We start from the raw sequence: 20,068 nt of genomic DNA, 5'->3' as shown, positions 1-20,068 counted from the left end.
GGAGGGCCAAACCTGCCCCCGGTCGTCAAAATTGACGGGAAATGCCCGGAAGAGCAAGGGTTTATCGTGTGAAAAGCTTGTGAAGGCGGGAGGAAAAGGTTAATCCGAATATGCGACAGCCATAGCTGTCGGGAGAGGCATTGATGATGAAAAACCGCGCCGGCTGGCTGGCTCTGATCGTATTGGCTATCGCATCGCTGCTGATGGTGTTCTTGGTGATGCCTGCGATAAACAAGGATTCAAAGCCGATCGGCGATGCGATCAATGCCGCAGGCAATGCCGTCAAGGACGCAGTGACGGAACCCCAGCCGACGGCCAGGGCGCCCGACGCCGCAAAGCCGGCCGACCAGGCCGCTGCCACCGCGCCGCAGACGGCCCAGCCTGCCGCGTCTTCCCCAGCAGGCCAGACGACCGCGATGACTCCGCCCTCCTTCGACGTGCTGCGCGTCGAGCCGGACGGTTCGACCGTGATCGCCGGCCGCGCTGCCCCCAATTCCAAGCTCGAAGTCACCGATGGCGCCGCGACCGTCGCCAAGGTCGATGTCGGCCCGAGCGGCGATTTCGCCGCCATCCTGGAAAAGCCGCTGCCGCCCGGTGACCACCAGCTCGTGCTCAAGGCGATCGGCAAGGACGGCAAGACCACCGTGTCGGAAGAAACGGCGACCGTCTCGGTGCCCGCCGACAAGAACGGCAAGCTGCTCGCCATGGTCACCAAGCCCGGCAAGGCAAGCCGCCTGATCGCCACGCCGACCCCGGACGCCGCAACTCTTCCTGGCGTGAGCGCTGCGCAGCCGGCCGCCCAGGCCGCGGCAGCTTCGCCCGCCGCCAATCCGGCTCCCGCCAGCCCCGCGCTTGTCGCCCCGTCGGCCGCCCCCTCCGCCAACCCGTCGGCCACGCCCTCCGTTGCCACCCTGCCGGCACCGCCGTCCGGTTCGTCCAATCTTGCGTCTTCCGCGCCGAGCATACCGGTCTCGACGCCCGCCTCTCCGACGGCGACATCCGCTGCACCTGAACTGCGCATCACGGCTGTCGAAATCGAGGGCAACAAGATCTTCGTCGCCGGTAACACGAAGGCCGGCACCTTGCTGCGCGGCCAAGCCGACGGCCGGCCGATCGGCACCGCCCAGGCGGGCCAGGACGGCAGTTTCGTGATCGAAGGAGCGATCGACCTCGCAGTCGGCGACCATCGGATCGGCGTCGAGGTGCTCGGGGCCGGCGGCCAGCCTCTGGTACGGGTCGAAGTGCCCTTCAACCGCCCGGCCGGCGATCAGGTCGCCGCCGTTGCGGCGTCGCAGGCCGCCAATAACGGCATGTCGGCGGCCGACAGCGGCGCCTTCGACAAGCTGCGCAATGAGGCGGTACGCGCCTTCAACCTGCTGCGCGGGCTTTACGACGACGGCCGCGTACCCTCTGCGGAACAGATGGCAGCCGCCCGCTCCGCCACCTCGATCGCCCTGAAATCGCTATCCGAATACCGCCTGCCGGCCGAGGCGGCCGCCTCCGCCCGGGTGCTTGCCGAAACCACCGTCCAGAACGCGGCCGCAGCAGGCGCCGCGCTCGACGCGCTTCCCAAGGATGTCGCAAGCGTCGGGGCCGGCCTGAAGCGGATCGGCGAAATGATCGCCCGCGCCGTCGGCCCGGTCATTGCCCGCGAACTGCACGGCATTCCGGCCACCACAGCCGCCCCGATGACGGTGACCGACGCCAGCGGCACCCGCACCATCCAGCAGGAGCCGTTGACTCAGAGCGAACGCAGCTCGGTGATCATCCGCCGCGGCGATACACTCTGGCAGATTTCCCGCCGCGTCTACGGCCAGGGTGTGCGCTATACGACGATCTACCTCGCCAACGAAGACCAGATCCGCAACCCCGACGTCATCCAGCCCGGCCAGATTTTCGGCGTACCGGACGAGGCCCTGCCGGACGCCGAAGAACTCCATCGCCAGCGGATGATACAGCGCCGGTCGTAAGGGGGCGATTTGGGGTATCAATACCCCTCCTGGTCCATTTGGGACATCGTTTGGGATTGCCGCGGCTCCCCGACCTTCCTCATCCCTGTGCTTGTCACAGGAATCCAGCCGCGCCGCGTCGGCGGTGCGAATGACCTTTCCTGCGCATCTCCCCTGCCAAGAAACCGGGGACAATTTCCCACCTCGTGAAAAAACCGCCCAACCCAACCAAGTCTTTAGCCGCATTCATTTCCCCAGCCATCCCCGCCTTCCGAAGCCGCCCCATAATGCCCCCGTCATCGGATGGGAAACGGGGTTCGCGAACCGGCATCCTCGTCCAAGGGTTTTCGGACCCCGGTTTCCGGTGATGGCCGTCGAACGTAGTGGAACGGGAACTGACAACTCTCGGAAAGCTGCAGGAAACGGTCGGGGCAGGCGGAAAGCCTGAACACCCAGTATCCCGAAATACCCCGCCTGCCCTTTTTCCCAACCAAAACCGCACCGGACACGACGTCCGGTGCGGCCGCCCGGGTTTGCGGCCAAAGCGCTCGGTGCAGGAATCTCCTTGAGCCACAGCAGAAACTGGCAGTGCCCCCGAGTCGGCCCGTTGTCGCACCCGACCCGGATAACGCGAGGTCCTCGCTCCACCCGACACGCTGCGAAGGCACCGCCGTTGCCCTGCACCAGCGAGAACCGCGCATTTCCGCGCCGGCAGCCCCCGAGATGCAGCATCGGCCAGCTTCGCGCAGGTTGGGAGGAATACGGCGGTGGTCAGGCGGCGTGCTCGCATATTATCTCCGACTCTGATCCATGCCGCGCGGACAGGAGAAGAAAATGGTTTCCAGCATTAATTCCGTTCGGATTTGGTCCTCTCAGGTGGCCCTCAACGCATTTAAGGATGTCTCCGACAACAGGACACCCGGCAGCTCGACGTCCGGCTCGTCCTCCTCGTCGCTCGCCGACATGCTGTTTTCCAGCGGCAGCGGTGGCGACAACGACTATGAGGATGACAAGATTGCGGCGCTGATTGCCTCGCTGCAGCAGACCCTGAACGGCAATGCCCCCGATACCGCGGGCGACGGATCGGTTGGCGACATGTCCAGCAAGGCGTTCATGAAGGCGCTCCAGGAGAAGCTGGACGCGCTGAAGGCGAGCCCCGACAGCAAGGCGATGGCCGAGGCAATGCAGAAGGCGATCGATGCCGGCACCCTGACTTTGACCGACGCGGTCGCCGGCGACAAGATCACCGCCTGGGACATTACCGACGGCAAACAGACTTCAGCCGGCATTACTTCCGTCGACAAATCCGACTGGACCCAGTTCCTCAAGGACCGCCTGACGCGGGACGAAAGCGGCAAGTTCGTGCGCAATGCCGATGGCAGCTATATCGAGAAGGCGACCGGCGCGAGCTCCTATTTCGGCATGGTCGGCGAGGCCTATTACTACATTTCCTGGGCCGCGTCGGCAACCACCAAGCCGGCCACAAGCCCCGCGCCCGCCTCCTCCACCAATACCAAGTAAGGCGATCAGCCAGGGCGGGTAACATCCCGCCCTCGCCACTGAGTGCCGCCTGCCGCCGATCGCCCGGCCTTCAAGTTTCACGAAACCGTCATTGCAACATTCTTCCCCGGACCTTATGTGCGGGAGGCGTTTCCACGCGCCCGTCCCGGAGACATTGATGGCGAATACCAAGAAGACCATATCGGCGGATGCCAGCAATCCGCTCGGCACGCTCGTCAACCTGTGGCCCTATATGTGGCCGCAAGGGCGCGCCGACCTGAAGGCCCGCGTCATCTGGGCCACCTTCTACCTGTTCCTCGCCAAGTTCGTGCTCTTGACGGTGCCCTATTTCTTCAAATGGGCGACGGACGCGCTGAACGGCAAGCTGGACATGGCGGGCATCCTGCCCGCCTTCCTGCTTGGCGCCGTGGTTTTGGTCATCGCGCTCAATTTCACCCGCATCCTGCAGGTCGGGCTGAACCAGCTTCGTGACGCGCTGTTTGCCTCGGTCGGGCAATATGCGGTGCGCCAACTCGCCTATCGCACCTTCGTGCACATGCACCAGCTCTCGCTCCGCTTCCATCTGGAGCGCAAGACCGGCGGCCTGTCGCGGATCATCGAGCGCGGCACCAAGGGCATCGAAACCATCGTCCGGTTCACCATTCTCAACACCGTCCCGACGCTGCTCGAATTCCTGCTGACGGCCATCATTTTCTGGGTCAGCTACGGCTTCTGGTACGTTCTCGTCACCGCCGTCACGGTGGCGCTCTACATCTGGTTCACAGTCAAGGCCAGCGACTGGCGCATCGCCATCCGCCGCTCGATGAACGACAGCGACACCGACGCCAATACCAAGGCGATCGATTCGCTCCTCAATTTCGAGACGGTCAAATATTTCGGCAACGAGGAGATGGAAGCCAAGCGCTTCGACGCGTCGATGGCGCGCTACGAGAAGGCCGCGACCGACGTGTGGACCTCGCTCGGCTGGCTCAACTTCGGCCAGGGCGTCATCTTCGGCCTCGGCACGACCGTCATGATGGTGATGTCGGCGCTGGCCGTACAGCGCGGCGAGCAGACGATCGGCGATTTCGTGTTCGTCAACGCGCTGCTGCTGCAGCTTTCCGTGCCGCTCAACTTCATCGGCTTCGTCTATCGCGAAATCCGCCAGGGACTGACCGATATCGAGCAGATGTTCGAACTCCTGGAAGTGCAGCCGGAGGTCGTCGATCGGCCGGATGCCAGGCAGCTGGACATCGGCCAGGGCGCGATCGCCTTCAAGAACGTGCATTTTTCCTACGATCCGGCCCGGCCGATCCTGAAGGGTGTCTCGTTCGAGGTGCCAGCGGGCAAGACGGTGGCGATCGTCGGGCCGTCCGGCGCCGGCAAGTCGACGATTTCCCGGCTGCTCTACCGGTTCTACGACGTCCAAGGCGGTTCTATCACCATCGACGGGCAGGACGTGCGCGACATCACGCAGCATTCGCTGCGCGCGGCGATCGGCATGGTTCCGCAGGATACCGTCCTGTTCAACGACACGATCGCCTACAACATCCGCTACGGCCGCCCCTCGGCCAGCGAGGAAGAGGTGCTGGCCGCCGCCGACGTGGCACAGATCGGCCATTTCATCAGCGCGCTGCCGGACGGTTTCGGAACCAAGGTCGGCGAGCGCGGCCTGAAACTTTCGGGCGGCGAGAAGCAGCGCGTGGCGATCGCCCGCACCGTCCTCAAAGCCCCGCCGATCCTCATCCTCGACGAGGCGACCTCGGCGCTCGACACCACGACCGAACACGAGATCCAGTCGGCCCTCGACGTGGTGTCCAGGAACCGCACGACGCTGGTCATCGCCCACCGGCTTTCGACCGTCATCGGCGCCGACGAGATCATCGTGCTGCGCGACGGGCAGATCGCCGAACGCGGCACACACAATGCGTTGCTCGAACAGAACGGGCTTTACGCCTCGATGTGGAACCGCCAGCGCGAAGCGGTGCAGGCCGAAGAACAACTGCGCAAGGTGCGCGAGGAGGACGACCTCGGCGTCGTCATGCGTGGCGTTCCGGCAGCGGAATGAAACAGACAGGACAAGGTTTGACGTGAAGAGATACCTCACTCCCCGCATGCTCGTCCTCGGCAGCATTGCCATCGCCTATATGCTGGTGTTGATCTTCTTCGGCTCGCCACTGCTTGCCTTCACCACCTGGATGGGCTGGGTGGACCCGCAGGCGGCGCGGTAAGCGGACGCACTGTTCACAGGGCGGTGACTGTGAATGTGGGGGACGGCGTGCCATCTGTGGGGCAAGTCAATGCCGCTATGGTATTCGGCCGTGGAATGACGGTTGGGGAGCGCGCGCGCTCCGTCTTCATTCCTGTGCTCGTCACAGGGATGAGGGAGGTCGCAGGTCCGGCCCCGCCCCAACACCCGTAGCCGGAAGACCATATGCCGTGCGCCCACCCCTCTCAGAAACGGTAGCATCATGAAAAAGATCGGCTTTCTCTCCTTCGGACACTGGACCCCCTCGCCGCAGTCGCAGGCGCGGTCGGCGTCCGACGTCCTCCTGCAATCCATCGACCTTGCGGTGGCGGCCGAAGAACTCGGTGCCGACGGCGCCTATTTCCGCGTCCACCATTTCGCCCGGCAGCTTGCCTCGCCTTTCCCGCTTCTCTCCGCCGTCGGTGCCCGCACCAAGAAGATCGAGATCGGCACGGCCGTCATCGACATGCGTTATGAAAATCCGCTCTACATGGCGGAAGATGCCGGCGCTGCCGACCTGATTTCCGGCGGGCGCCTGCAGCTCGGCATCAGCCGCGGCTCGCCGGAACAGGTGATCGACGGGTTCCGCTATTTCGGCTATCAGCCGGCGGAAGGCGAGACCGACGCCGACCTGGGCCGGCGCCATGCGGAAGTGTTCTTCGACGTTTTGCGCGGCGAAGGTTTCGCCAGGCCCAATCCGCGGCCGATGTTCCCGAACCCGCCCGGCATGCTGCGCCTGGAGCCGCATTCCGCCGGCCTGCGCGACCGCATCTGGTGGGGTTCGAGCTCCAACGCGACCGCCGTCTGGGCCGCCAAGCTCGGCATGCACCTGCAGAGCTCGACGCTCAAGACCGACGAGAGCGGCAAGCCGTTCCACATCCAGCAGGCCGAGCAGATCCGCATCTATCGCGAGGCCTGGAAGGAAGCCGGCCATGTCCGCGAACCGCGCGTCTCCGTCAGCCGCAGCATCTTCGCGCTGATGAACGACACGGACCGCGCCTATTTCGGCGGCAGCGGCGAGAGCCAGGACCAGATCGGCAATATCGACCCGCAGACCCAGGCGATCTTCGGCCGCTCCTATGCCGCCGAACCGGACAGGCTGATCGACCAGCTGAAGGCCGACGAGGCGATTGCCGAGGCGGATACGCTGCTGCTCACCGTGCCAAACCAGCTCGGCGTCGATTACAACGCCCATGTGCTGGAGAGCATCTTGAAGCATGTGGCGCCGGGGCTTGGGTGGCGGTGACATGCCGCCAGTCGCGATGACGAGGGGCCGGCTCGCACCGGTCCTTCGCGCTGCGATCATTTTTCCTTTGCCTGCCAGGCGGTGTGGCCGGTCAACCGTTGCATGCCGGCGCGATATTCGGCCTCCGAGGTCGACCAGCGCAGGCGGGCATATTCCTCCACATCCGGGCCGACCTGGTAGCGAAGGCGGTCCGTCGGGTCGATGGCGGCCGCAAAGATCGCCTCGACCACCGACTGCTCTTCCGTCGAGGCGAAGGGATAGTTGATCATCGACTGGAGCATGTGGTCGAAATAGGGCCTGTAGCTTTCCGGCACCGGTGCCGCCTGCGAAGCGGCCATGCCAGTGGCGGTGAAGTTGGTGCTGCGCATCGCGCCGGGCTGGATCAGCCGGACCTTGATGTTCTGCGATGACAGTTCATAGGAGAGCGATTCGGACAGGCCTTCGACCGCCTGCTTGGAGGCACTGTAGAGCGACAACAGCGGCATGGCCGCGATGCCGACGCCCGAGCCGACGTTGACGATCGTGCCGCCGCCGCGCCGGCGCAGATACGGGACGGCGGCCCTGATGACGTTCATCATGCCGAAGACATTGGTCTCGAAGATCCGGCGGATCGCATCGACCGGCGTCGCCTCGAAGATCGAAACCATGGTGATGCCGGCATTGTTGACGACCGCGTCGAGACCGCCGAAGCGATCGACGCCGGCCTGGATGGCTGCCTCGATACTCGCCGGATCGGCGACGTCGAGGGCGGCGACCAGGATGTGGTCGGGATATTGATTGGCGAGCTCCGGTTCCGCCCTGCGCATTGTCGCAACGACGTTCCAGCCCTTGGCGGCGAAATGGCGCGCAGTCGTCTTTCCGAGGCCCGACGAGCAGCCGGTGATGAGAATGGTCTTGGTCATGTGTTTGGCTCCAAATTGCTGATGAGCGCTCACTAGCCCGGCCAAGCGGAACACTCTATAATAGAAACTCCATTATTCATTACGGATCGTCCCGATGGATGCTCTTGCCGACGTTATCAAGCTGCTTCGCCTATCCACCGTTCTGCTCGGCAGCATGTCGGCCAGGGGACGGTGGGGCGTTCGCGTTCCCGAACAGTCGGGACCGACCTTCTACTTCGTCACGGAGGGCCGCTGCTGGTTCAGGACCAATGACAGCGGCCCCGTCGAGCTGCAGGAGGGCGATTATGTCCTCTCGGCTAGACCGCTCTCGGATTCGTTCCAGAACGAAATCGGCGCGCAAACCGAGCTGTCGGACGATGCCTTCAAGGCCCGCCATACCGTTGACGGCGAGATACGTATTGGCGACGAGGGATCGGGACCAGCGACGCGCGTTCTCGGCGGGCTCATCCAATGCGATCCCGCCAATGCCGACCTGCTGATCGGATTGCTGCCGCGCCTCGTCCATGTGCCGGCCACCGAGAAGACGGCCGTGCGATTGCGGGCGCTGGTCTCGATCATCCTGGAGGAGGCCGCCGACAGCCGGCCCGGGCGCGAGGCGGTCCTCTGCCGCCTGATCGAGGTGATGCTGATCGAGACCCTGCGGCGCGAAGCCGCCTGGTCGCCGCATGCCGGTCTGCTTGGCGGCCTTGCCGATCCGCAGCTCGCCCAGGCGCTCGGCCATATCCATGCCGATGTCGCCCGCGGCTGGACGGTCGAGGAACTGGCAAGGCGCGTCGGCATGTCTCGCTCGGTCTTCGCGCGGCGGTTTTCCGAGGCGGTCGGGGTCGCGCCGGTCGAATATCTGCTCGGCTGGCGCATGGCGCTGGCGAAGGACGTGCTGCTGCGCGGCGGCAATACGCTGGAGGAAGTCGCGGAGACCGTTGGTTACCAGTCAGCCAGCGCCTTCAGCACCGCGTTCAGCCAGCGCGTGGGTTGCCCGCCAAGTGAATATGCCGCGTATCTGCGGGCCGCACGGGGGTAGCGGCGGCATTTTTGTGCAACATGTTGGCGCGGCGGGTTCACCCCACGGAACCGCATTGCCGCAAAAACGGTTTCGCTGTAGTCAGATGGCACTGACATACGGGAGAAAACGTTGATCAACCTCTTCGACACCATCCGCAATACGCTCGTGCCGATCCACAAGGAAGGTTACATCTTCGTCGCTGCCTTCTTCATCGCCTCGCTGATCCTCGGTTATATCGCCGAGCCGCTGTTCTGGATCGGCCTGGTGCTGACCTTGTGGTGCGCCTACTTCTTCCGCGATCCGGAACGGGCGGTGCCGCAGGACGACGACCTCATCCTCAGCCCTGCGGACGGTCGCATCAGCCATGTCGCCATGGTAGTGCCGCCGGTCGAGCTGCAGCTCGGCTCGGAGCCTATGCTGCGCATCTCGGTGTTCATGAACGTGTTCGACTGCCACATCAACCGTTCGCCGGTGCGTGGCCAGGTGTCGCGCATCGAATATCGCCCCGGCCAGTTCATCAATGCCGAACTCGACAAGGCCTCCGAGGACAATGAGCGCAACGGCCTCGTCATCGAAACCCGCCACGGCAAGGTGGGCGTCGTGCAGATCGCCGGGCTGGTGGCGCGGCGCATTGTCTGCTGGGTGAAGCCGAGCGAATCGGTCAATGCCGGCGAACGGTTCGGCCTGATCCGCTTCGGCTCGCGTCTCGACGTTTTCGTACCGGCGGGCGGCCAGGCGCGCGTTTCGGTCGGCCAGCTCGCCATCGGCGGCGAAACCGTGCTTGCGGAATTCGGCTCGACCAAGGGTCCGATCATCAGCCGCCGTACGTAAAGGGAAGACCAAGCTTCATGGAGACGCCAGCCTCACCGCCTTCGCGCCCCTCTTCGCAGAATGAGCTTCACCGGGAACCACATCGCCCCAATGACGAGGCCCGCGGGCCTCGTCTGCGCGAAATCCCGCTCCGGCTGCTGGTGCCGAACCTCATCACCGTGCTTGCCATCTGCGCGGGCCTGACCGGGATCAGGCTCGCCTTCGAGGGGCGTTACGAACTCGCGGTCGCCATGGTGCTGCTCGCCGCTTTTCTGGACGGGATCGACGGGCGGGTGGCGCGGCTCCTGAAGGCGACGTCGAAATTCGGCGTGCAGATGGATTCGCTTGCCGACATCATCAATTTCGGCGTCGCGCCGGCGCTGGTCTCCTACGCCTTCCTGCTCGACCAGGCCCATTCGATGGGCTGGATCGCCGCCCTGCTCTATGCGATCGCCGCCGGCCTGCGCCTCGCCCGGTTCAACGTCATGGAGGACCGCAACATCAAGGCCGACTGGCAATCGGAATTCTTCGTCGGCGTGCCGGCGCCGATGGGCGCCATGCTGGTGCTGCTGCCCGTCTATCTCGGCTTCCTCGGCCTCCAGCCGACGCCGGTCTTCGTTTATGCCAGCGTCGCCTATACTCTGCTGATCGGCTACCTGCTGGTGTCTCGCCTGCCCGTCTGGTCCGGCAAGTCGAGCCGGATCCGCCGCGACATGATGCTGCCGATCATGCTCGGCGTGGTGCTCTATGTGGCGCTGCTGATGAGCTACACCTGGGAAGTGCTGTCGATCACTGTCGTCGGCTATCTGCTCGTCCTGCCGTTCAGCGCCCGCGCCTGGCACCGCCGCTACGGCACGATTACAATCGAGGATGACAGTGCGAACGTCTGAAGGCAGACGCACTCGGTAAGTTGCAACTTCCGCGCAACAGTTTCCCGCAAGATGACAGTTCTATGAATAGCGGGCGGCGGTGCCGGCTTGCCGGCCACGATTCCGCCCGCTTTTATGGGAAAAGCCGCGATCGCAAAATGCAAACAAGAGATTCGCGTGTTGAGGAGACAGCCATGAGCACCGAGAAGAAGATTGAATCCAAACCGGAAATGACCACGCCCTACCGTCCGTTGGGCTTGAAGGCCGTGGTTGCCGCCGCCCTGATGCTGAACCGCAAGCCGAAGCTTACCCCGGCCGGCTGATCAGGCAGGCTGACCCGGCCCGGCCCAGGGACCAGCCGAGCCGATCGGTCACCTACCGCTGAGAAAACTCCACAGGAGCCCCAGCGCGAGAAGGCCCATGACGATGCCGATGACGACATCCAGCACCCGCCAGGCGGCGGGTCTGGCAAACAGCGGCGCCAGGAACCGCGCGCCGTAACCGAGCCCGAAGAACCAGACGAACGAGGCAATCGCCGCACCGGCGCCATAGGCCACCCGTTCCACCCCTTCGAAGGCCGCTGACAGGCTGCCGAGCAGCACGACCGTATCCAGATAGACATGCGGATTGAGAAAGGTGAAGGCAAGGCAGGTCAGAACCGCCGCCTTCAGCCCCATCGGTTCCGGCGCACCTGCCACCATCGCAGCCGGCTTCACCGCCCGGCGGAAGGCCATGAAGGCGTAGACTCCGAGAAACACCGCGCCACCCAGCGTCACCACCGAGATCAGCACCGGGGATTGCGCGACGATCGTGCCGAGCCCGCCGATGCCGGCGGCGATCAGCGTCGCATCCGACAGGGCGCAGATCAGGCAGAGGATGAAGACATGGGACCGGATAAGCCCCTGGCGCAGGATGAAGGCGTTCTGGGCGCCGATTGCGATGATCAGCGAAGCCCCGAGTGCGAGGCCGGAAAGGCTGGCGGAAAGCAGGTTCATGGGATTGTCCGTCTTAAGGAAGAAAGCCGAAGGATCAGAAAAGCGACATCTGGGTGGAGTCGGGTTTCGGCTTCTTCGGCGGCTCCTCTTCCGGCGGGGCGACCGCGACTGGCTTCTGCAGGTCCGGCCCCATGTTGGCGACCTTGTTGACGAGGTCGGAGACCGGCAGCGCCTCGAAGAAATCCTCCTGCACCGGCCGCATCAGGTCGGCCACTTTGCGCGGTTCCTGCGTCCTGCAATCGAGCCAGCGGGAAAAGTCCTCCGGCTCGATAACGACCGGCATGCGGTCGTGGATGTGGCGGATGCCGCCGCTTGCCGCCGTGGTCATGATCGCGGCGGTATCGACTTCGGAACCGTCGGCCGAGGACCAGGTCTCCATCAGGCCGGCAAAGGCGATGACGCCGCCGCGCTTCGGGCGGATCCAGTAGGCCTGCGGCTTGACGCCGCTTTCCTTCGGGGGCCGGCGCCATTCGTAGAAGCCGGTGGCGGGGATCAATATACGGCGATGGCGCATGGCGGCACGGAAGGAGGCCTTGCCGATCGCCGTCTCGGAGCGCGCATTGATCAGCAGCGGAAACTCCTTCATGTCCTTCACCCAGCCGGGGATCAGCCCCCAGCGGGCGAGGAAGGCGCGGCGCTCCGGCAGGTTGCTGCCAGGCTCGCGCTTTTCCGACGACATGACGACGAGGATCGGCTGGGTCGGGGCGATATTGTAGCGGGCCGGGAAATCGTCGAGATCCGCCAGGCTGAAGAACTCAGAAACATCCTTGGGAGTCGCCGTCAGGGCGTAACGTCCGCACATGCGGACTATGTGGCATCGGGCTTTAGACGGGTCAAGCGTCGACGATCAGACGCTGCGCGGTCCGAAGAGGATGATGGCGCCGCCAACCAGGCACACCGTGACGCCGAGAATGTCCCATCGGTCCGGCACGCGGGCTTCGATGGCCCAGAGCCACAGGATCGAGGCGAGGATATAGATGGCGCCGTAGGCCGCATAGGTGCGCCCCGCCGCCTCGCTCGGCACCAGCGCCAGCAACCAGGCGAAGACGACCAGCGACGCAATGCCCGGCGCCAGCCACCAGGCCGGCTTTTCCAGCCGGAACCATGCCCAGAAGGCGAAACAGCCGGCGATCTCGGCAAGAGCGGCGATGGCGTAGAGGGTGTAGGTTTTCATCTTACCTATTCGAAATCCTGCGGCTTCACATCCCGAACGCCATGCATGACCCGGAGAACCGCGATCCGGTCGGGTTAGGACCGGTAGTAGATGCAGCGCTGCCGATACGGGAACCCGCGAAGTCCCCGGCGAAACATGGTCGCGCGGGGTGCCGGTGAAATCCGACTCGGCGATCCAGGCGATCCTTTCGGTGATGTCTGCCAGGAATTCCCGGGCGTAGAAGGGGCTGCTTTCTGCGATGAAGCGACGGATGCCGCGCAAGTCCTCACGTGCCAGAGGCGCGATGATGAGGCGCTTGGGCTAATGGCCTTCGCCCTCGTTCATGACGTCGGCCAGCAGGTCGGCACCCGAGGCATATTCCTTGCCGAGCCCGGCCTCGATTTCCGCATCCGCCGCACTGATCGCATGTCGGAGCGACCGAACACGCATCTCGTAGTCCGCAAGCATCCGGATGCCTGCACGAACGGCTTCGGTCTCGGTGCCAAAGCGGCCATTCTTGACGAGATCGGCCAAAATGCCGTCATAGGCATCGCCGAGGGAGAATGTTTTCGCACGCGCCATCGCAAGCTCCTTCGCTTGAAGCATACGATAAAATACAATACTTTTACAATATCAGCTCGCCGCCCTGAAAGCCTTCGGGGATCTCACGATCAGGCCAATGGTTACGTCAAACATGCCCCCTTCCCCTCAAGCTGCGTCCTCCGCCATTCTCGAGCGCGATGGCCGATTCCTGCTGATTCGCCGGATGAACCCGCCATCGATGGATCTGTTTGCCTTTCCGGGCGGCCGGGCCGAGCCCGGCGAGACGCCGGACCAGACGGCAGTGCGGGAATTCCTGGAGGAGACCGGCATTCCGGTGCGCAATCCCATCCTCTTCGCCACCTATGACCTGAAGAGCGAGAGGCAAGACGGGCGGCATTTCTTTCTGTCGGTCTTCCGGGTCGAAGCGGATGCGGATCTCGAAGCGGCCGCCGCTGACGATGCGGCGGATGCGGGCTGGTATACGGTGGAGGAGATCCGCAGTCTGCCGGTGCCCGCAAGCGTGCTCGAATGTGCCGAGAGGCTGGCGGCGGAGATCAATGCCCGCTAAGACGAAAACAATCGCGCCCTTTCGAGACCCGTTCATGAAGCTGATTCCGCGACTTGCCTGCCTGGCGCTGCTGGCACTTTCAGCGGCCACCCCGCTCGCCGCCCAGTCGACAAGGCAGCAGCCGGCCACCCCGCCGCCGCCTCCCCCGGCGATCGAGGAAAAGCCGGCGCCCTATGACGCGCAGTTGACGCGGCTGGCGGAAGTGCTTGGCTCAATCCAGTATCTGCGCACGCTCTGCGGCGCACCGACATCCGAGTGGCGGGCCTCGATGCAGCAGCTGCTGGATGCCGATACCGGCACCGAGCCGAAACGCCGCGAGCGGTTGACGGCGGCCTTCAACCGGGGGTATCGGTCGTTTGCCGCCGTGCATACGTCCTGCACCGATGCGGCAAGGACCGCCGAGGAGCGTTATCGTATCGAAGGCGCAACACTCGCGACAGAAATCGCCGCGCGCTTCGGAAATTAGAGGATTATTTACCTCTTTTCGCAGGAGGCCGTGTCGTTTTGATAAAAGGCTGATAAAGTTTTTAACGGGCTAGTAATTAAACGGGCACCGAGGACGACAGAATGCAGACAGGCCGCAACGACATCGACGACATGATTGTGCATGAGAAGATGCAGGCTGCCTTGGAATATCAGAGTGAGGCTTGGGCCGACGGCCGTGCCGACGGTATCGAGCCGGAAATCATCGCCGACGCAGCTCTGGTACTTGCCATGCGGGAAACCATCCGCATTCATGGGGAAATGGGTGCCGAGGCCATGCTCGATTCGCTCAAGAGCCGCATGCTCGCCGGCGAATTCTCCCCCGAGCGCACTGTTCAATAAACGATAGAGGTTTCCCGTGCGGAATGCGGCGGAAACGACGACAGCCCAATTGATCATCCGCCTTTCGGCGGCAACCGTGCTTGCCGTGGCGGTCGGTGGCCAGGCTCTTGCGCTGTCCGAGCTTCGCTCGGGCGACGAGCCTAGCCAGCCGGAACAGGCCCAGAGCCGGGCCATCCTCCAGGCTTTCGAAGGCACGACACTGCCGCAGCCGGGTCCCGCGATCAATCGCTCGGCACAGGCCGGCGACACCAAGACGACCGCTCCCCCGGCGGACCCCAACGCCGCCAAACCCGCGCCGGCCGATGGTAAGCCGGCGGAAATCATTCGCGACATGACCAAGCTGCCGGCGCCGGTCAAGCACATGCGCGAGCAGCTCGTCGAGGCCGCGGCCTCCGGCGATGTCACCCGCCTGCGTGCCCTGATGGGAACGGGACCCACCCAGACGCAGGTGATGAACGGCGAATTCGAGGATCCGATCGAGACGCTGAAGAGCTTTTCGGGCGATGCGGACGGCCAGGAGATCCTCGCCATCCTGCTCGACATCCTCTCCACGGGCGCTGCGCATTTCGACGTCGGCACACCGGACGAGGCCTATGTCTGGCCCTATTTCGCCGGCAAGCAGCTTTCGACGCTGACGCCCCCCGAACGGGTCGACCTGCTGCGAATCGTGACGGCCGGCGACCTCGCCGGCATGGAAGAGAACGGCAACTACAACTTCTTCCGCGCCGGCATCAGCCCGGACGGCAAATGGAAGTTCTTCTCCGGCGGCGATTGAGGCGGGTGGGGAATTCGGGTTTTGCGATTGGCTTTGTGCTGGTCGCGACCACTGCATTTGCGGAGCCGCCGTTACCCCCTCTGTCACTTTCGTGACATCTCCCCCTCAAGGGGGAGATCATGGGGAGATTGCCGCGCCGGCTTCATTCCCCCGAATAACGTCTCAGGAAGACGACACCGCATATTGGGAACCGGACGGTGCCCCCAGCCAATCCTCCCCCTTGAGGGGGAGATGCCCGGCAGGGCAGAGCGGGATGCGGCGGCATATTTCCCCGCCTCTGCATTTGCCGCCCGGCATGTCTTGCCGCCGCCGTCGCGAAGACTTAACTCTCAGTCTCAGAACAACCGGATTCCCGCACCATGCCCGCCGCTATTCTTCCCTCGCGAAGCCTGATCCGCCTCACCGGCAAGGATGCGCAGGATTTCCTGCAGGGGCTGATCACCACCGACATCGATGGGCTGCCGGAAGGCGAAGCCCGGCCGGGGGCGCTTTTGACGCCGCAGGGCAAGATCCTGTTCGATTTCCTGGTCTGGCGTGACGGCGACGGGTTCGTCATCGAGACCGAGACGGCCCAGCGCGAGGCGCTGATGCGGCGCCTGACCATGTACAAGCTGCGCGCAGCCGTAGATATCGCTGCCGGTCCCGAAGACGGGGTTACCGTTTTCTGGGGCGACGATTCGGTCAAAGGCGCGGTGAAGGATGCCGCCTTTGCCAAGTCCGGCATCACGCTTACCCGCACGCCCGGCAAGCTGGGTGACGGGCCGGAAGCGGTTTATCACGCTCTCCGCATCGGCGCCGGCATCTCGATGTCGGGCCACGACTATGCGCTGCAGGACGCCTTTCCGCACGACGTGCTGCTCGACCAGACGGATGGTCTTTCCTTCCGCAAGGGCTGCTATGTCGGCCAGGAAGTCGTTTCCCGCATGCAGCATCGCGGCACGGCGCGGCGGCGGGTGGCGATCGTTTCGGGCGAGGCCGCCCTGCCTGCCTCCGGCACCGAGATCGTGGCCGGCGGCAAGCCGGTCGGCACGCTCGGATCGGTTTCCGGCAACAAGGGACTGGCGATCGTGCGCATCGACCGAGTCGGCGACGCTTTGGCACGCGGTGTTCCGGTTTCGGCCGGGGACGTAGTGGTCAATCTGACGCTTCCCGCCTGGAGCGGGCTCTCCTTCCCGGTCGAGGCTGAAGAGGCCGAGACGTGAGCCCAGTGGTGACGGCACCACGTGCCTGGCAACGAATGCTGTCGGGACGCCGGCTCGACCTGCTCGACCCCTCGCCGCTCGACGTCGAAATTTCCGATATCGCCCACGGGCTTGCCCGCGTCGCCCGCTGGAACGGCCAGACGCGCGGCGACCACGCGTTTTCGGTCGCCCAGCATTGCCTCGTCGTCGAAGAAATCTTCCGACGCTGCAACGAGGACTGCACGGCCGATGCGCTGCAGATGACCATGCTGCACGACGCGCCGGAATATGTGATCGGCGACATGATCTCGCCGTTCAAATCCGTGGTCGGCGGCGGCTACAAGGCGGTCGAGCAGCGGCTGGAGGCGGCGATCCACCTGCGCTTCGGCCTGCCGCCGCATCCGACCCGTGAACTCAAGGCGCTGATCAAGAAGGCCGATACCATCGCCGCCTTTTTCGAGGCCACCGAGCTTGCCGGATTTTCGGTCGCCGAGGCCCGAAAATTCTTCGGCCAGCCGCGCGGCATCACCCGCGACATGCTGCCGATCCAGCCGATGCCGGCACTGACGGCGCAACAGCGTTTCCTCGACCGGTTCCATGAGATAGAAGCCGCACGCGCCACTTCGGGCAAGGCGTCATGACCGCGATCGTTGTCTGCCCGCTCGGCGCCATCGCCGAGACCGCCGTGCGACACAAGGCGCGCGAAATGGTGAGCCTGATCGCCGAAAAACAGGATTTTCACCGGCCGGGCGTGATTTCCGCCGATCGCCACCTGAAGCTTGCGATGAACGATATCGGCTTTGCCGGCACGGGAGGCTTGATCGCGCCCAGCGAAGCGCATGTGGAAAGCCTGATCGCCTTCGTGCGCGACTGGGACCAGTCGGCGCCGATCATCATCCATTGCTGGATGGGCGTCTCCCGTTCTCCGGCCGCGGCGGTGATCGCCGCGCTCTCTCTCAACCCGGAAGAGGACGATTTCGCGCTGGCCGCAAGGCTTCGCAGCGTCGCGCCGCATGCGACGCCAAATACGCGGCTGATCGAGATCGGCGACCGGCTGCTCGGGCGGAACGGCCGGCTGATCGCCGCCATCAAGGGGATCGGCCGCGGCGCCGAGACGGATGGGCGTGCGTCCTTCATCCTGCCGCTCAAAATCTCCCATTGAACCTGAAAGTTGAACTTTCCTAATTGTTTAGCCAGGCGCGGGAAAGCGCCATTTTTTTCTTGACCTCGCGGCCTGCTGCGCCAATTAACGGCGAAACCGAAAGAGGGAGCAGATTGCCGGATGGACCAGGCATCGGAATTCGTTGTGGCCACCAGAGCAGCGCTCGCTCAGTTGAGCGCGCTGGCGGTGCAATATTCCTTCTCCGCCGTCGGCGCGATCGTTCTGCTCATCCTCGGCTGGATGGCCGCCGGCCTGATCAGCCGCTGGGCGCATCGCGGCTTGTCGCGCATCCACGGAATCGATGCGACGCTGTCGCAATTCTTCTCCAACATTATCCGCTACGCCATCCTCGTCATCGTCATCGTCATGGTGCTCGGCCAGTTCGGGGTGCAGACGGCGTCGGTGCTCGCGGCGCTGGGCGCGATCGGACTTGCGGTCGGCCTCGCGCTCCAGGGCACGCTGCAGAACATCGCGGCCGGCATCATGCTTCTGGTCCTGCGGCCGTTCCGGGTCGGGGAGAGCATCGAGACCGGCAGCGTTACCGGCACGATCGTCGATGTCGGGTTGTTTGCAACCGAACTTCGGACTGCCGACGGCGTCTACCGGCTGGCGCCGAACTCAACGCTGTGGAACGTGCCGATCACCAATTACAGCCGGTTGAAGACACGCCGCAACGAGATTTCAGTCAGCATCGGCACCGACCGCGATATCGGCCGGACCCAGGCGAAACTGATGGCAATCGCCAGCGGCGACAGGCGGGTGCTGAAGGATCCGGCACCGACCGTCTACGTGGCGGAATTCGATGCCGGCAGCGCCAAGCTGACGCTGCGCTACTGGACGAAGAGCAGCGACTGGTGGGAAACCGGCCGCGACCTGACCAGGGACGTCAAGCTCGCTTTCGATAAATTCCCTGGCGACAAGTTCCCTGGCGACAAATCGCCAGAACAGCTTCCAGACCCTCAGGTAGAAACCCGCGACGTTTCCGGTGAGAGCGGACCTCCGGCTCCTCACGGTGCGGACGAACCGGTCGCAGAGCGGACCTGAAGGAAAGGATGCATCGGGCCGGCTTTTCACGAGGAAGCCGGCCCGATGCCCAAATCTCATGAGAATCAATTGGCCATCGTCACACGGCCTTGAGGCCGTATTCCTCGCTGCCCGACCAGACGATGTCCCACGAGGCGCCGGGGCGGACGTTGCGGATGGCCGTCGGCTCAAACGCGACGAGGCAGCGGCCCTGGCTGTGGCGCACCGATGGATAGATCAGGCCGTCATGGCCGTCGCGCCTCAGTTTCTCGGCAAGCGCCTGGCCCTGGGGATAACCGATCGCCGGATCGGGGTCGAGCGCCGGGTGGCCTCGCTCGTCGGTGATGTCGGGATACTCGCCGATGAAATCCGCCAGCAGTTCGACGTAACGCGCCGTCTCCTCGAACACGCCGATGAACTTCAGTTCGCGGGTCTTGTGGAAGGCGACTTCGGCGAGCGAGGTCATCGTGTCCCAGCCGCAGTACCAGGCGCCGCGGTTTTCGTCGTTGAAGCGGTTCCCGCCTTTTCGCGTATAGGTGAAGGCAGCGTTGATATGGGTGTTGCCATAGACCTGCAGGTCGTGCTTGCGGCGTTTCCAGGCGAGTTCGCGGCGGTCGAGATAGAGGTTCAGCCCTCGCTCGGCGGCAAGGCGAGCGCTGGTAATGCCCTCGATCTCGGCAAGGATCGCCAGTTCCTCGTCGCTATCCACCAGGCCGCGCAGGCTGGGCGGCTTGTGGTAGGTCGCCGGGATCAGCCGCACCAGGCCCCGGTCGCTGACCGCCGTGACGATCACGCGCCGCCCCGCAGGGCATCCAGGTAATTGCGGACGGCGAGGAATTGCGGCAGCCCCTCGTCGATCAGCGTATCGATCGGCCGGGCGCCGCGGAACAGCGGCCCCTCGTTCGGAAGCGTCATCCACCTGGTGGCGATCGGATCGCTGAAATAGAGTTTCAGCGCCTTGTAGATGCCGATCACGGCGCTGAGGCGCAGCATCTGGTCCTTGGTCAGCCCGCCGGAATAACCGGGCTTTCGGGCGCGTTTCCAGGTGCTTTCCGACATGTCGGCAAGTGCTGCCGCCTCGTTTACCGGCACGCCCCATTCGGCGACGACATTGCCGAAGGCCTTGAGCGCCACCGCCGTCAGCTGTTCCGCCTGTTCTTTCCTTGCCGTGACCGCCATGCCGAGGCTCCTTTGCGTCGAACCAAATTTAGTTCATCTGGTCTAAAAGTAAAGGTCAAATGACCTTATATTGCTAACGTTGCGCCGGCACATGGCTGTTGCTACCTCTTTTGCAAGAGATCCACATATGGACCGGT

24 protein-coding genes and 1 pseudogene are annotated in these 20,068 nt (G+C 64.2%); 17 read left to right on the top strand and 8 right to left on the bottom strand.

All coding sequences use genetic code 11. The annotated features are described in order from the left end of the window. Positions 1-143 precede the first annotated feature (143 nt). The 5 genes from J2857_RS17030 to J2857_RS17010 all read left to right on the top strand — a co-directional run bounded on the left by J2857_RS17030 (position 144) and on the right by J2857_RS17010 (position 6,943). Positions 144-1,970, top strand: a complete 1,827-nt coding sequence (locus J2857_RS17030; protein WP_210011268.1) for a LysM peptidoglycan-binding domain-containing protein — start codon at positions 144-146, stop codon at positions 1,968-1,970. Positions 1,971-2,783: 813 nt separating this feature from the next. Then, on the top strand, positions 2,784-3,470 hold the full coding sequence (locus tag J2857_RS17025) for a hypothetical protein (RefSeq protein ID WP_210011267.1): 687 nt from the start codon (positions 2,784-2,786) through the stop codon (positions 3,468-3,470). A 157-nt stretch (positions 3,471-3,627) separates the two neighbouring features. Next, entirely contained in the window at positions 3,628-5,517 is a 1,890-nt protein-coding gene (locus J2857_RS17020) for an ABCB family ABC transporter ATP-binding protein/permease (protein WP_210011266.1), read from the top strand. Positions 5,518-5,539: 22 nt separating this feature from the next. Next, entirely contained in the window at positions 5,540-5,680 is a 141-nt protein-coding gene (locus J2857_RS17015) for a hypothetical protein (RefSeq protein ID WP_210011265.1), read from the top strand. A 240-nt stretch (positions 5,681-5,920) separates the two neighbouring features. After that, on the top strand, positions 5,921-6,943 hold the full coding sequence (locus J2857_RS17010) for an LLM class flavin-dependent oxidoreductase (RefSeq protein WP_210011264.1): 1,023 nt from the start codon (positions 5,921-5,923) through the stop codon (positions 6,941-6,943). Between the two features lie 56 nt (positions 6,944-6,999). Here the strand turns inward: J2857_RS17010 and J2857_RS17005 are convergent, their stop codons facing one another. After that, entirely contained in the window at positions 7,000-7,845 is an 846-nt protein-coding gene (locus J2857_RS17005; protein ID WP_210011263.1) for an SDR family oxidoreductase, read from the bottom strand. Positions 7,846-7,939: 94 nt separating this feature from the next. Between J2857_RS17005 and J2857_RS17000 the strand changes: the two genes are divergently transcribed. From J2857_RS17000 to J2857_RS31290, 4 genes are all read left to right on the top strand, one after another. Further along, positions 7,940-8,866, top strand: coding sequence for an AraC family transcriptional regulator (locus tag J2857_RS17000; RefSeq protein WP_210011262.1), 927 nt, complete (start codon positions 7,940-7,942; stop codon positions 8,864-8,866). A 114-nt stretch (positions 8,867-8,980) separates the two neighbouring features. Beyond that, positions 8,981-9,679, top strand: a complete 699-nt coding sequence (locus tag J2857_RS16995; protein WP_210011713.1) for a phosphatidylserine decarboxylase — start codon at positions 8,981-8,983, stop codon at positions 9,677-9,679. Between the two features lie 17 nt (positions 9,680-9,696). Further along, a complete protein-coding gene (locus tag J2857_RS16990; RefSeq protein WP_210011261.1) occupies positions 9,697-10,548 on the top strand; it encodes a CDP-alcohol phosphatidyltransferase family protein in 852 nt (283 codons plus the stop codon). A gap of 173 nt (positions 10,549-10,721) precedes the next feature. After that, positions 10,722-10,850 (top strand): hypothetical protein, encoded by a 129-nt coding sequence (locus J2857_RS31290; protein ID WP_255759033.1) that lies wholly within the window; start codon positions 10,722-10,724, stop codon positions 10,848-10,850. A 48-nt stretch (positions 10,851-10,898) separates the two neighbouring features. On the opposite strand, the gene J2857_RS16985 is transcribed toward J2857_RS31290, so the two are convergent. The 5 genes and pseudogenes from J2857_RS16985 to J2857_RS16970 all read right to left on the bottom strand — a co-directional run bounded on the left by J2857_RS16985 (position 10,899) and on the right by J2857_RS16970 (position 13,257). Next, complete coding sequence (locus tag J2857_RS16985; RefSeq protein WP_210011712.1) at positions 10,899-11,516, bottom strand: LysE/ArgO family amino acid transporter; 618 nt, start codon at positions 11,514-11,516, stop codon at positions 10,899-10,901. Positions 11,517-11,556: 40 nt separating this feature from the next. Next, the gene (locus J2857_RS16980) at positions 11,557-12,324 is read right to left on the bottom strand and encodes an SOS response-associated peptidase (protein WP_210011260.1); all 768 of its coding nucleotides are present in this window, start codon (positions 12,322-12,324) and stop codon (positions 11,557-11,559) included. Between the two features lie 45 nt (positions 12,325-12,369). After that, on the bottom strand, positions 12,370-12,696 hold the full coding sequence (locus J2857_RS16975; RefSeq protein ID WP_210011259.1) for a YnfA family protein: 327 nt from the start codon (positions 12,694-12,696) through the stop codon (positions 12,370-12,372). A gap of 168 nt (positions 12,697-12,864) precedes the next feature. After that, positions 12,865-12,957: pseudogene (locus J2857_RS31405) on the bottom strand (type II toxin-antitoxin system RelE/ParE family toxin); the annotation flags it as partial. Between the two features lie 39 nt (positions 12,958-12,996). Beyond that, the gene (locus tag J2857_RS16970) at positions 12,997-13,257 is read right to left on the bottom strand and encodes a type II toxin-antitoxin system ParD family antitoxin (protein WP_210011258.1); all 261 of its coding nucleotides are present in this window, start codon (positions 13,255-13,257) and stop codon (positions 12,997-12,999) included. A 112-nt stretch (positions 13,258-13,369) separates the two neighbouring features. Here J2857_RS16970 and J2857_RS16965 point away from each other — a divergent pair, with 112 nt between their 5' ends. From J2857_RS16965 to J2857_RS16930, 8 genes are all read left to right on the top strand, one after another. After that, positions 13,370-13,786: an NUDIX domain-containing protein gene (locus J2857_RS16965; protein ID WP_210011257.1), complete on the top strand. Its 417-nt coding sequence runs from the start codon at positions 13,370-13,372 to the stop codon at positions 13,784-13,786. A gap of 34 nt (positions 13,787-13,820) precedes the next feature. Next, positions 13,821-14,252, top strand: coding sequence for a TIGR02301 family protein (locus J2857_RS16960; protein WP_210011256.1), 432 nt, complete (start codon positions 13,821-13,823; stop codon positions 14,250-14,252). A 101-nt stretch (positions 14,253-14,353) separates the two neighbouring features. Then, positions 14,354-14,611 (top strand): hypothetical protein, encoded by a 258-nt coding sequence (locus J2857_RS16955; RefSeq protein ID WP_007752665.1) that lies wholly within the window; start codon positions 14,354-14,356, stop codon positions 14,609-14,611. A 16-nt stretch (positions 14,612-14,627) separates the two neighbouring features. Further along, positions 14,628-15,386, top strand: a complete 759-nt coding sequence (locus J2857_RS16950) for a hypothetical protein (RefSeq protein WP_210011255.1) — start codon at positions 14,628-14,630, stop codon at positions 15,384-15,386. 359 nt (positions 15,387-15,745) lie between these two features. Continuing rightward, positions 15,746-16,588: a YgfZ/GcvT domain-containing protein gene (locus tag J2857_RS16945; RefSeq protein WP_210011254.1), complete on the top strand. Its 843-nt coding sequence runs from the start codon at positions 15,746-15,748 to the stop codon at positions 16,586-16,588. A gap of 35 nt (positions 16,589-16,623) precedes the next feature. Beyond that, on the top strand, positions 16,624-17,208 hold the full coding sequence (locus J2857_RS16940; protein ID WP_210011711.1) for a YfbR-like 5'-deoxynucleotidase: 585 nt from the start codon (positions 16,624-16,626) through the stop codon (positions 17,206-17,208). Continuing rightward, on the top strand, positions 17,205-17,729 hold the full coding sequence (locus tag J2857_RS16935; protein WP_210011253.1) for a tyrosine phosphatase family protein: 525 nt from the start codon (positions 17,205-17,207) through the stop codon (positions 17,727-17,729). The genes J2857_RS16940 and J2857_RS16935 overlap by 4 nt, the downstream gene beginning before the upstream one ends. Before the next feature lie 120 nt (positions 17,730-17,849). Continuing rightward, a complete protein-coding gene (locus J2857_RS16930) occupies positions 17,850-18,773 on the top strand; it encodes a mechanosensitive ion channel family protein (protein ID WP_037080886.1) in 924 nt (307 codons plus the stop codon). A gap of 79 nt (positions 18,774-18,852) precedes the next feature. On the opposite strand, the gene J2857_RS16925 is transcribed toward J2857_RS16930, so the two are convergent. Further along, positions 18,853-19,545: an RES family NAD+ phosphorylase gene (locus J2857_RS16925; protein ID WP_210011252.1), complete on the bottom strand. Its 693-nt coding sequence runs from the start codon at positions 19,543-19,545 to the stop codon at positions 18,853-18,855. Beyond that, positions 19,542-19,931: an MbcA/ParS/Xre antitoxin family protein gene (locus J2857_RS16920; protein WP_007768817.1), complete on the bottom strand. Its 390-nt coding sequence runs from the start codon at positions 19,929-19,931 to the stop codon at positions 19,542-19,544. The genes J2857_RS16925 and J2857_RS16920 overlap by 4 nt, the downstream gene beginning before the upstream one ends. Positions 19,932-20,068: the final 137 nt, after the last annotated feature.

It is taken from the genome of Neorhizobium galegae, assembly GCF_017877055.1.
Taxonomy (GTDB): Bacteria; Pseudomonadota; Alphaproteobacteria; order Rhizobiales; family Rhizobiaceae; genus Neorhizobium; species Neorhizobium galegae_D.
The sequence above is the reverse complement of the archived record's forward strand: the minus strand, read 5'-3'. Positions and strand labels throughout refer to the sequence as shown.

Excerpts from the sequence above, each read along its gene's own strand:
- J2857_RS17030 (WP_210011268.1), top strand. The coding sequence starts at position 144 with ATGATGAAAAACCGCGCCGGCTGGCTGGCTCTGATCGTATTGGCTATC.
- J2857_RS17025 (WP_210011267.1), top strand. The coding sequence starts at position 2,784 with ATGGTTTCCAGCATTAATTCCGTTCGGATTTGGTCCTCTCAGGTGGCC.
- J2857_RS17020 (WP_210011266.1), top strand. The coding sequence starts at position 3,628 with ATGGCGAATACCAAGAAGACCATATCGGCGGATGCCAGCAATCCGCTC.
- J2857_RS17010 (WP_210011264.1), top strand. The coding sequence starts at position 5,921 with ATGAAAAAGATCGGCTTTCTCTCCTTCGGACACTGGACCCCCTCGCCG.
- J2857_RS17005 (WP_210011263.1), bottom strand. The coding sequence starts at position 7,845 with ATGACCAAGACCATTCTCATCACCGGCTGCTCGTCGGGCCTCGGAAAG.
- J2857_RS17000 (WP_210011262.1), top strand. The coding sequence starts at position 7,940 with ATGGATGCTCTTGCCGACGTTATCAAGCTGCTTCGCCTATCCACCGTT.
- J2857_RS16990 (WP_210011261.1), top strand. The coding sequence starts at position 9,697 with ATGGAGACGCCAGCCTCACCGCCTTCGCGCCCCTCTTCGCAGAATGAG.
- J2857_RS31290 (WP_255759033.1), top strand. The coding sequence starts at position 10,722 with ATGAGCACCGAGAAGAAGATTGAATCCAAACCGGAAATGACCACGCCC.
- J2857_RS16980 (WP_210011260.1), bottom strand. The coding sequence starts at position 12,324 with ATGTGCGGACGTTACGCCCTGACGGCGACTCCCAAGGATGTTTCTGAG.
- J2857_RS16975 (WP_210011259.1), bottom strand. The coding sequence starts at position 12,696 with ATGAAAACCTACACCCTCTACGCCATCGCCGCTCTTGCCGAGATCGCC.
- J2857_RS16970 (WP_210011258.1), bottom strand. The coding sequence starts at position 13,257 with ATGGCGCGTGCGAAAACATTCTCCCTCGGCGATGCCTATGACGGCATT.
- J2857_RS16965 (WP_210011257.1), top strand. The coding sequence starts at position 13,370 with ATGCCCCCTTCCCCTCAAGCTGCGTCCTCCGCCATTCTCGAGCGCGAT.
- J2857_RS16960 (WP_210011256.1), top strand. The coding sequence starts at position 13,821 with ATGAAGCTGATTCCGCGACTTGCCTGCCTGGCGCTGCTGGCACTTTCA.
- J2857_RS16955 (WP_007752665.1), top strand. The coding sequence starts at position 14,354 with ATGCAGACAGGCCGCAACGACATCGACGACATGATTGTGCATGAGAAG.
- J2857_RS16945 (WP_210011254.1), top strand. The coding sequence starts at position 15,746 with ATGCCCGCCGCTATTCTTCCCTCGCGAAGCCTGATCCGCCTCACCGGC.
- J2857_RS16940 (WP_210011711.1), top strand. The coding sequence starts at position 16,624 with ATGCTGTCGGGACGCCGGCTCGACCTGCTCGACCCCTCGCCGCTCGAC.
- J2857_RS16935 (WP_210011253.1), top strand. The coding sequence starts at position 17,205 with ATGACCGCGATCGTTGTCTGCCCGCTCGGCGCCATCGCCGAGACCGCC.
- J2857_RS16930 (WP_037080886.1), top strand. The coding sequence starts at position 17,850 with ATGGACCAGGCATCGGAATTCGTTGTGGCCACCAGAGCAGCGCTCGCT.
- J2857_RS16920 (WP_007768817.1), bottom strand. The coding sequence starts at position 19,931 with ATGGCGGTCACGGCAAGGAAAGAACAGGCGGAACAGCTGACGGCGGTG.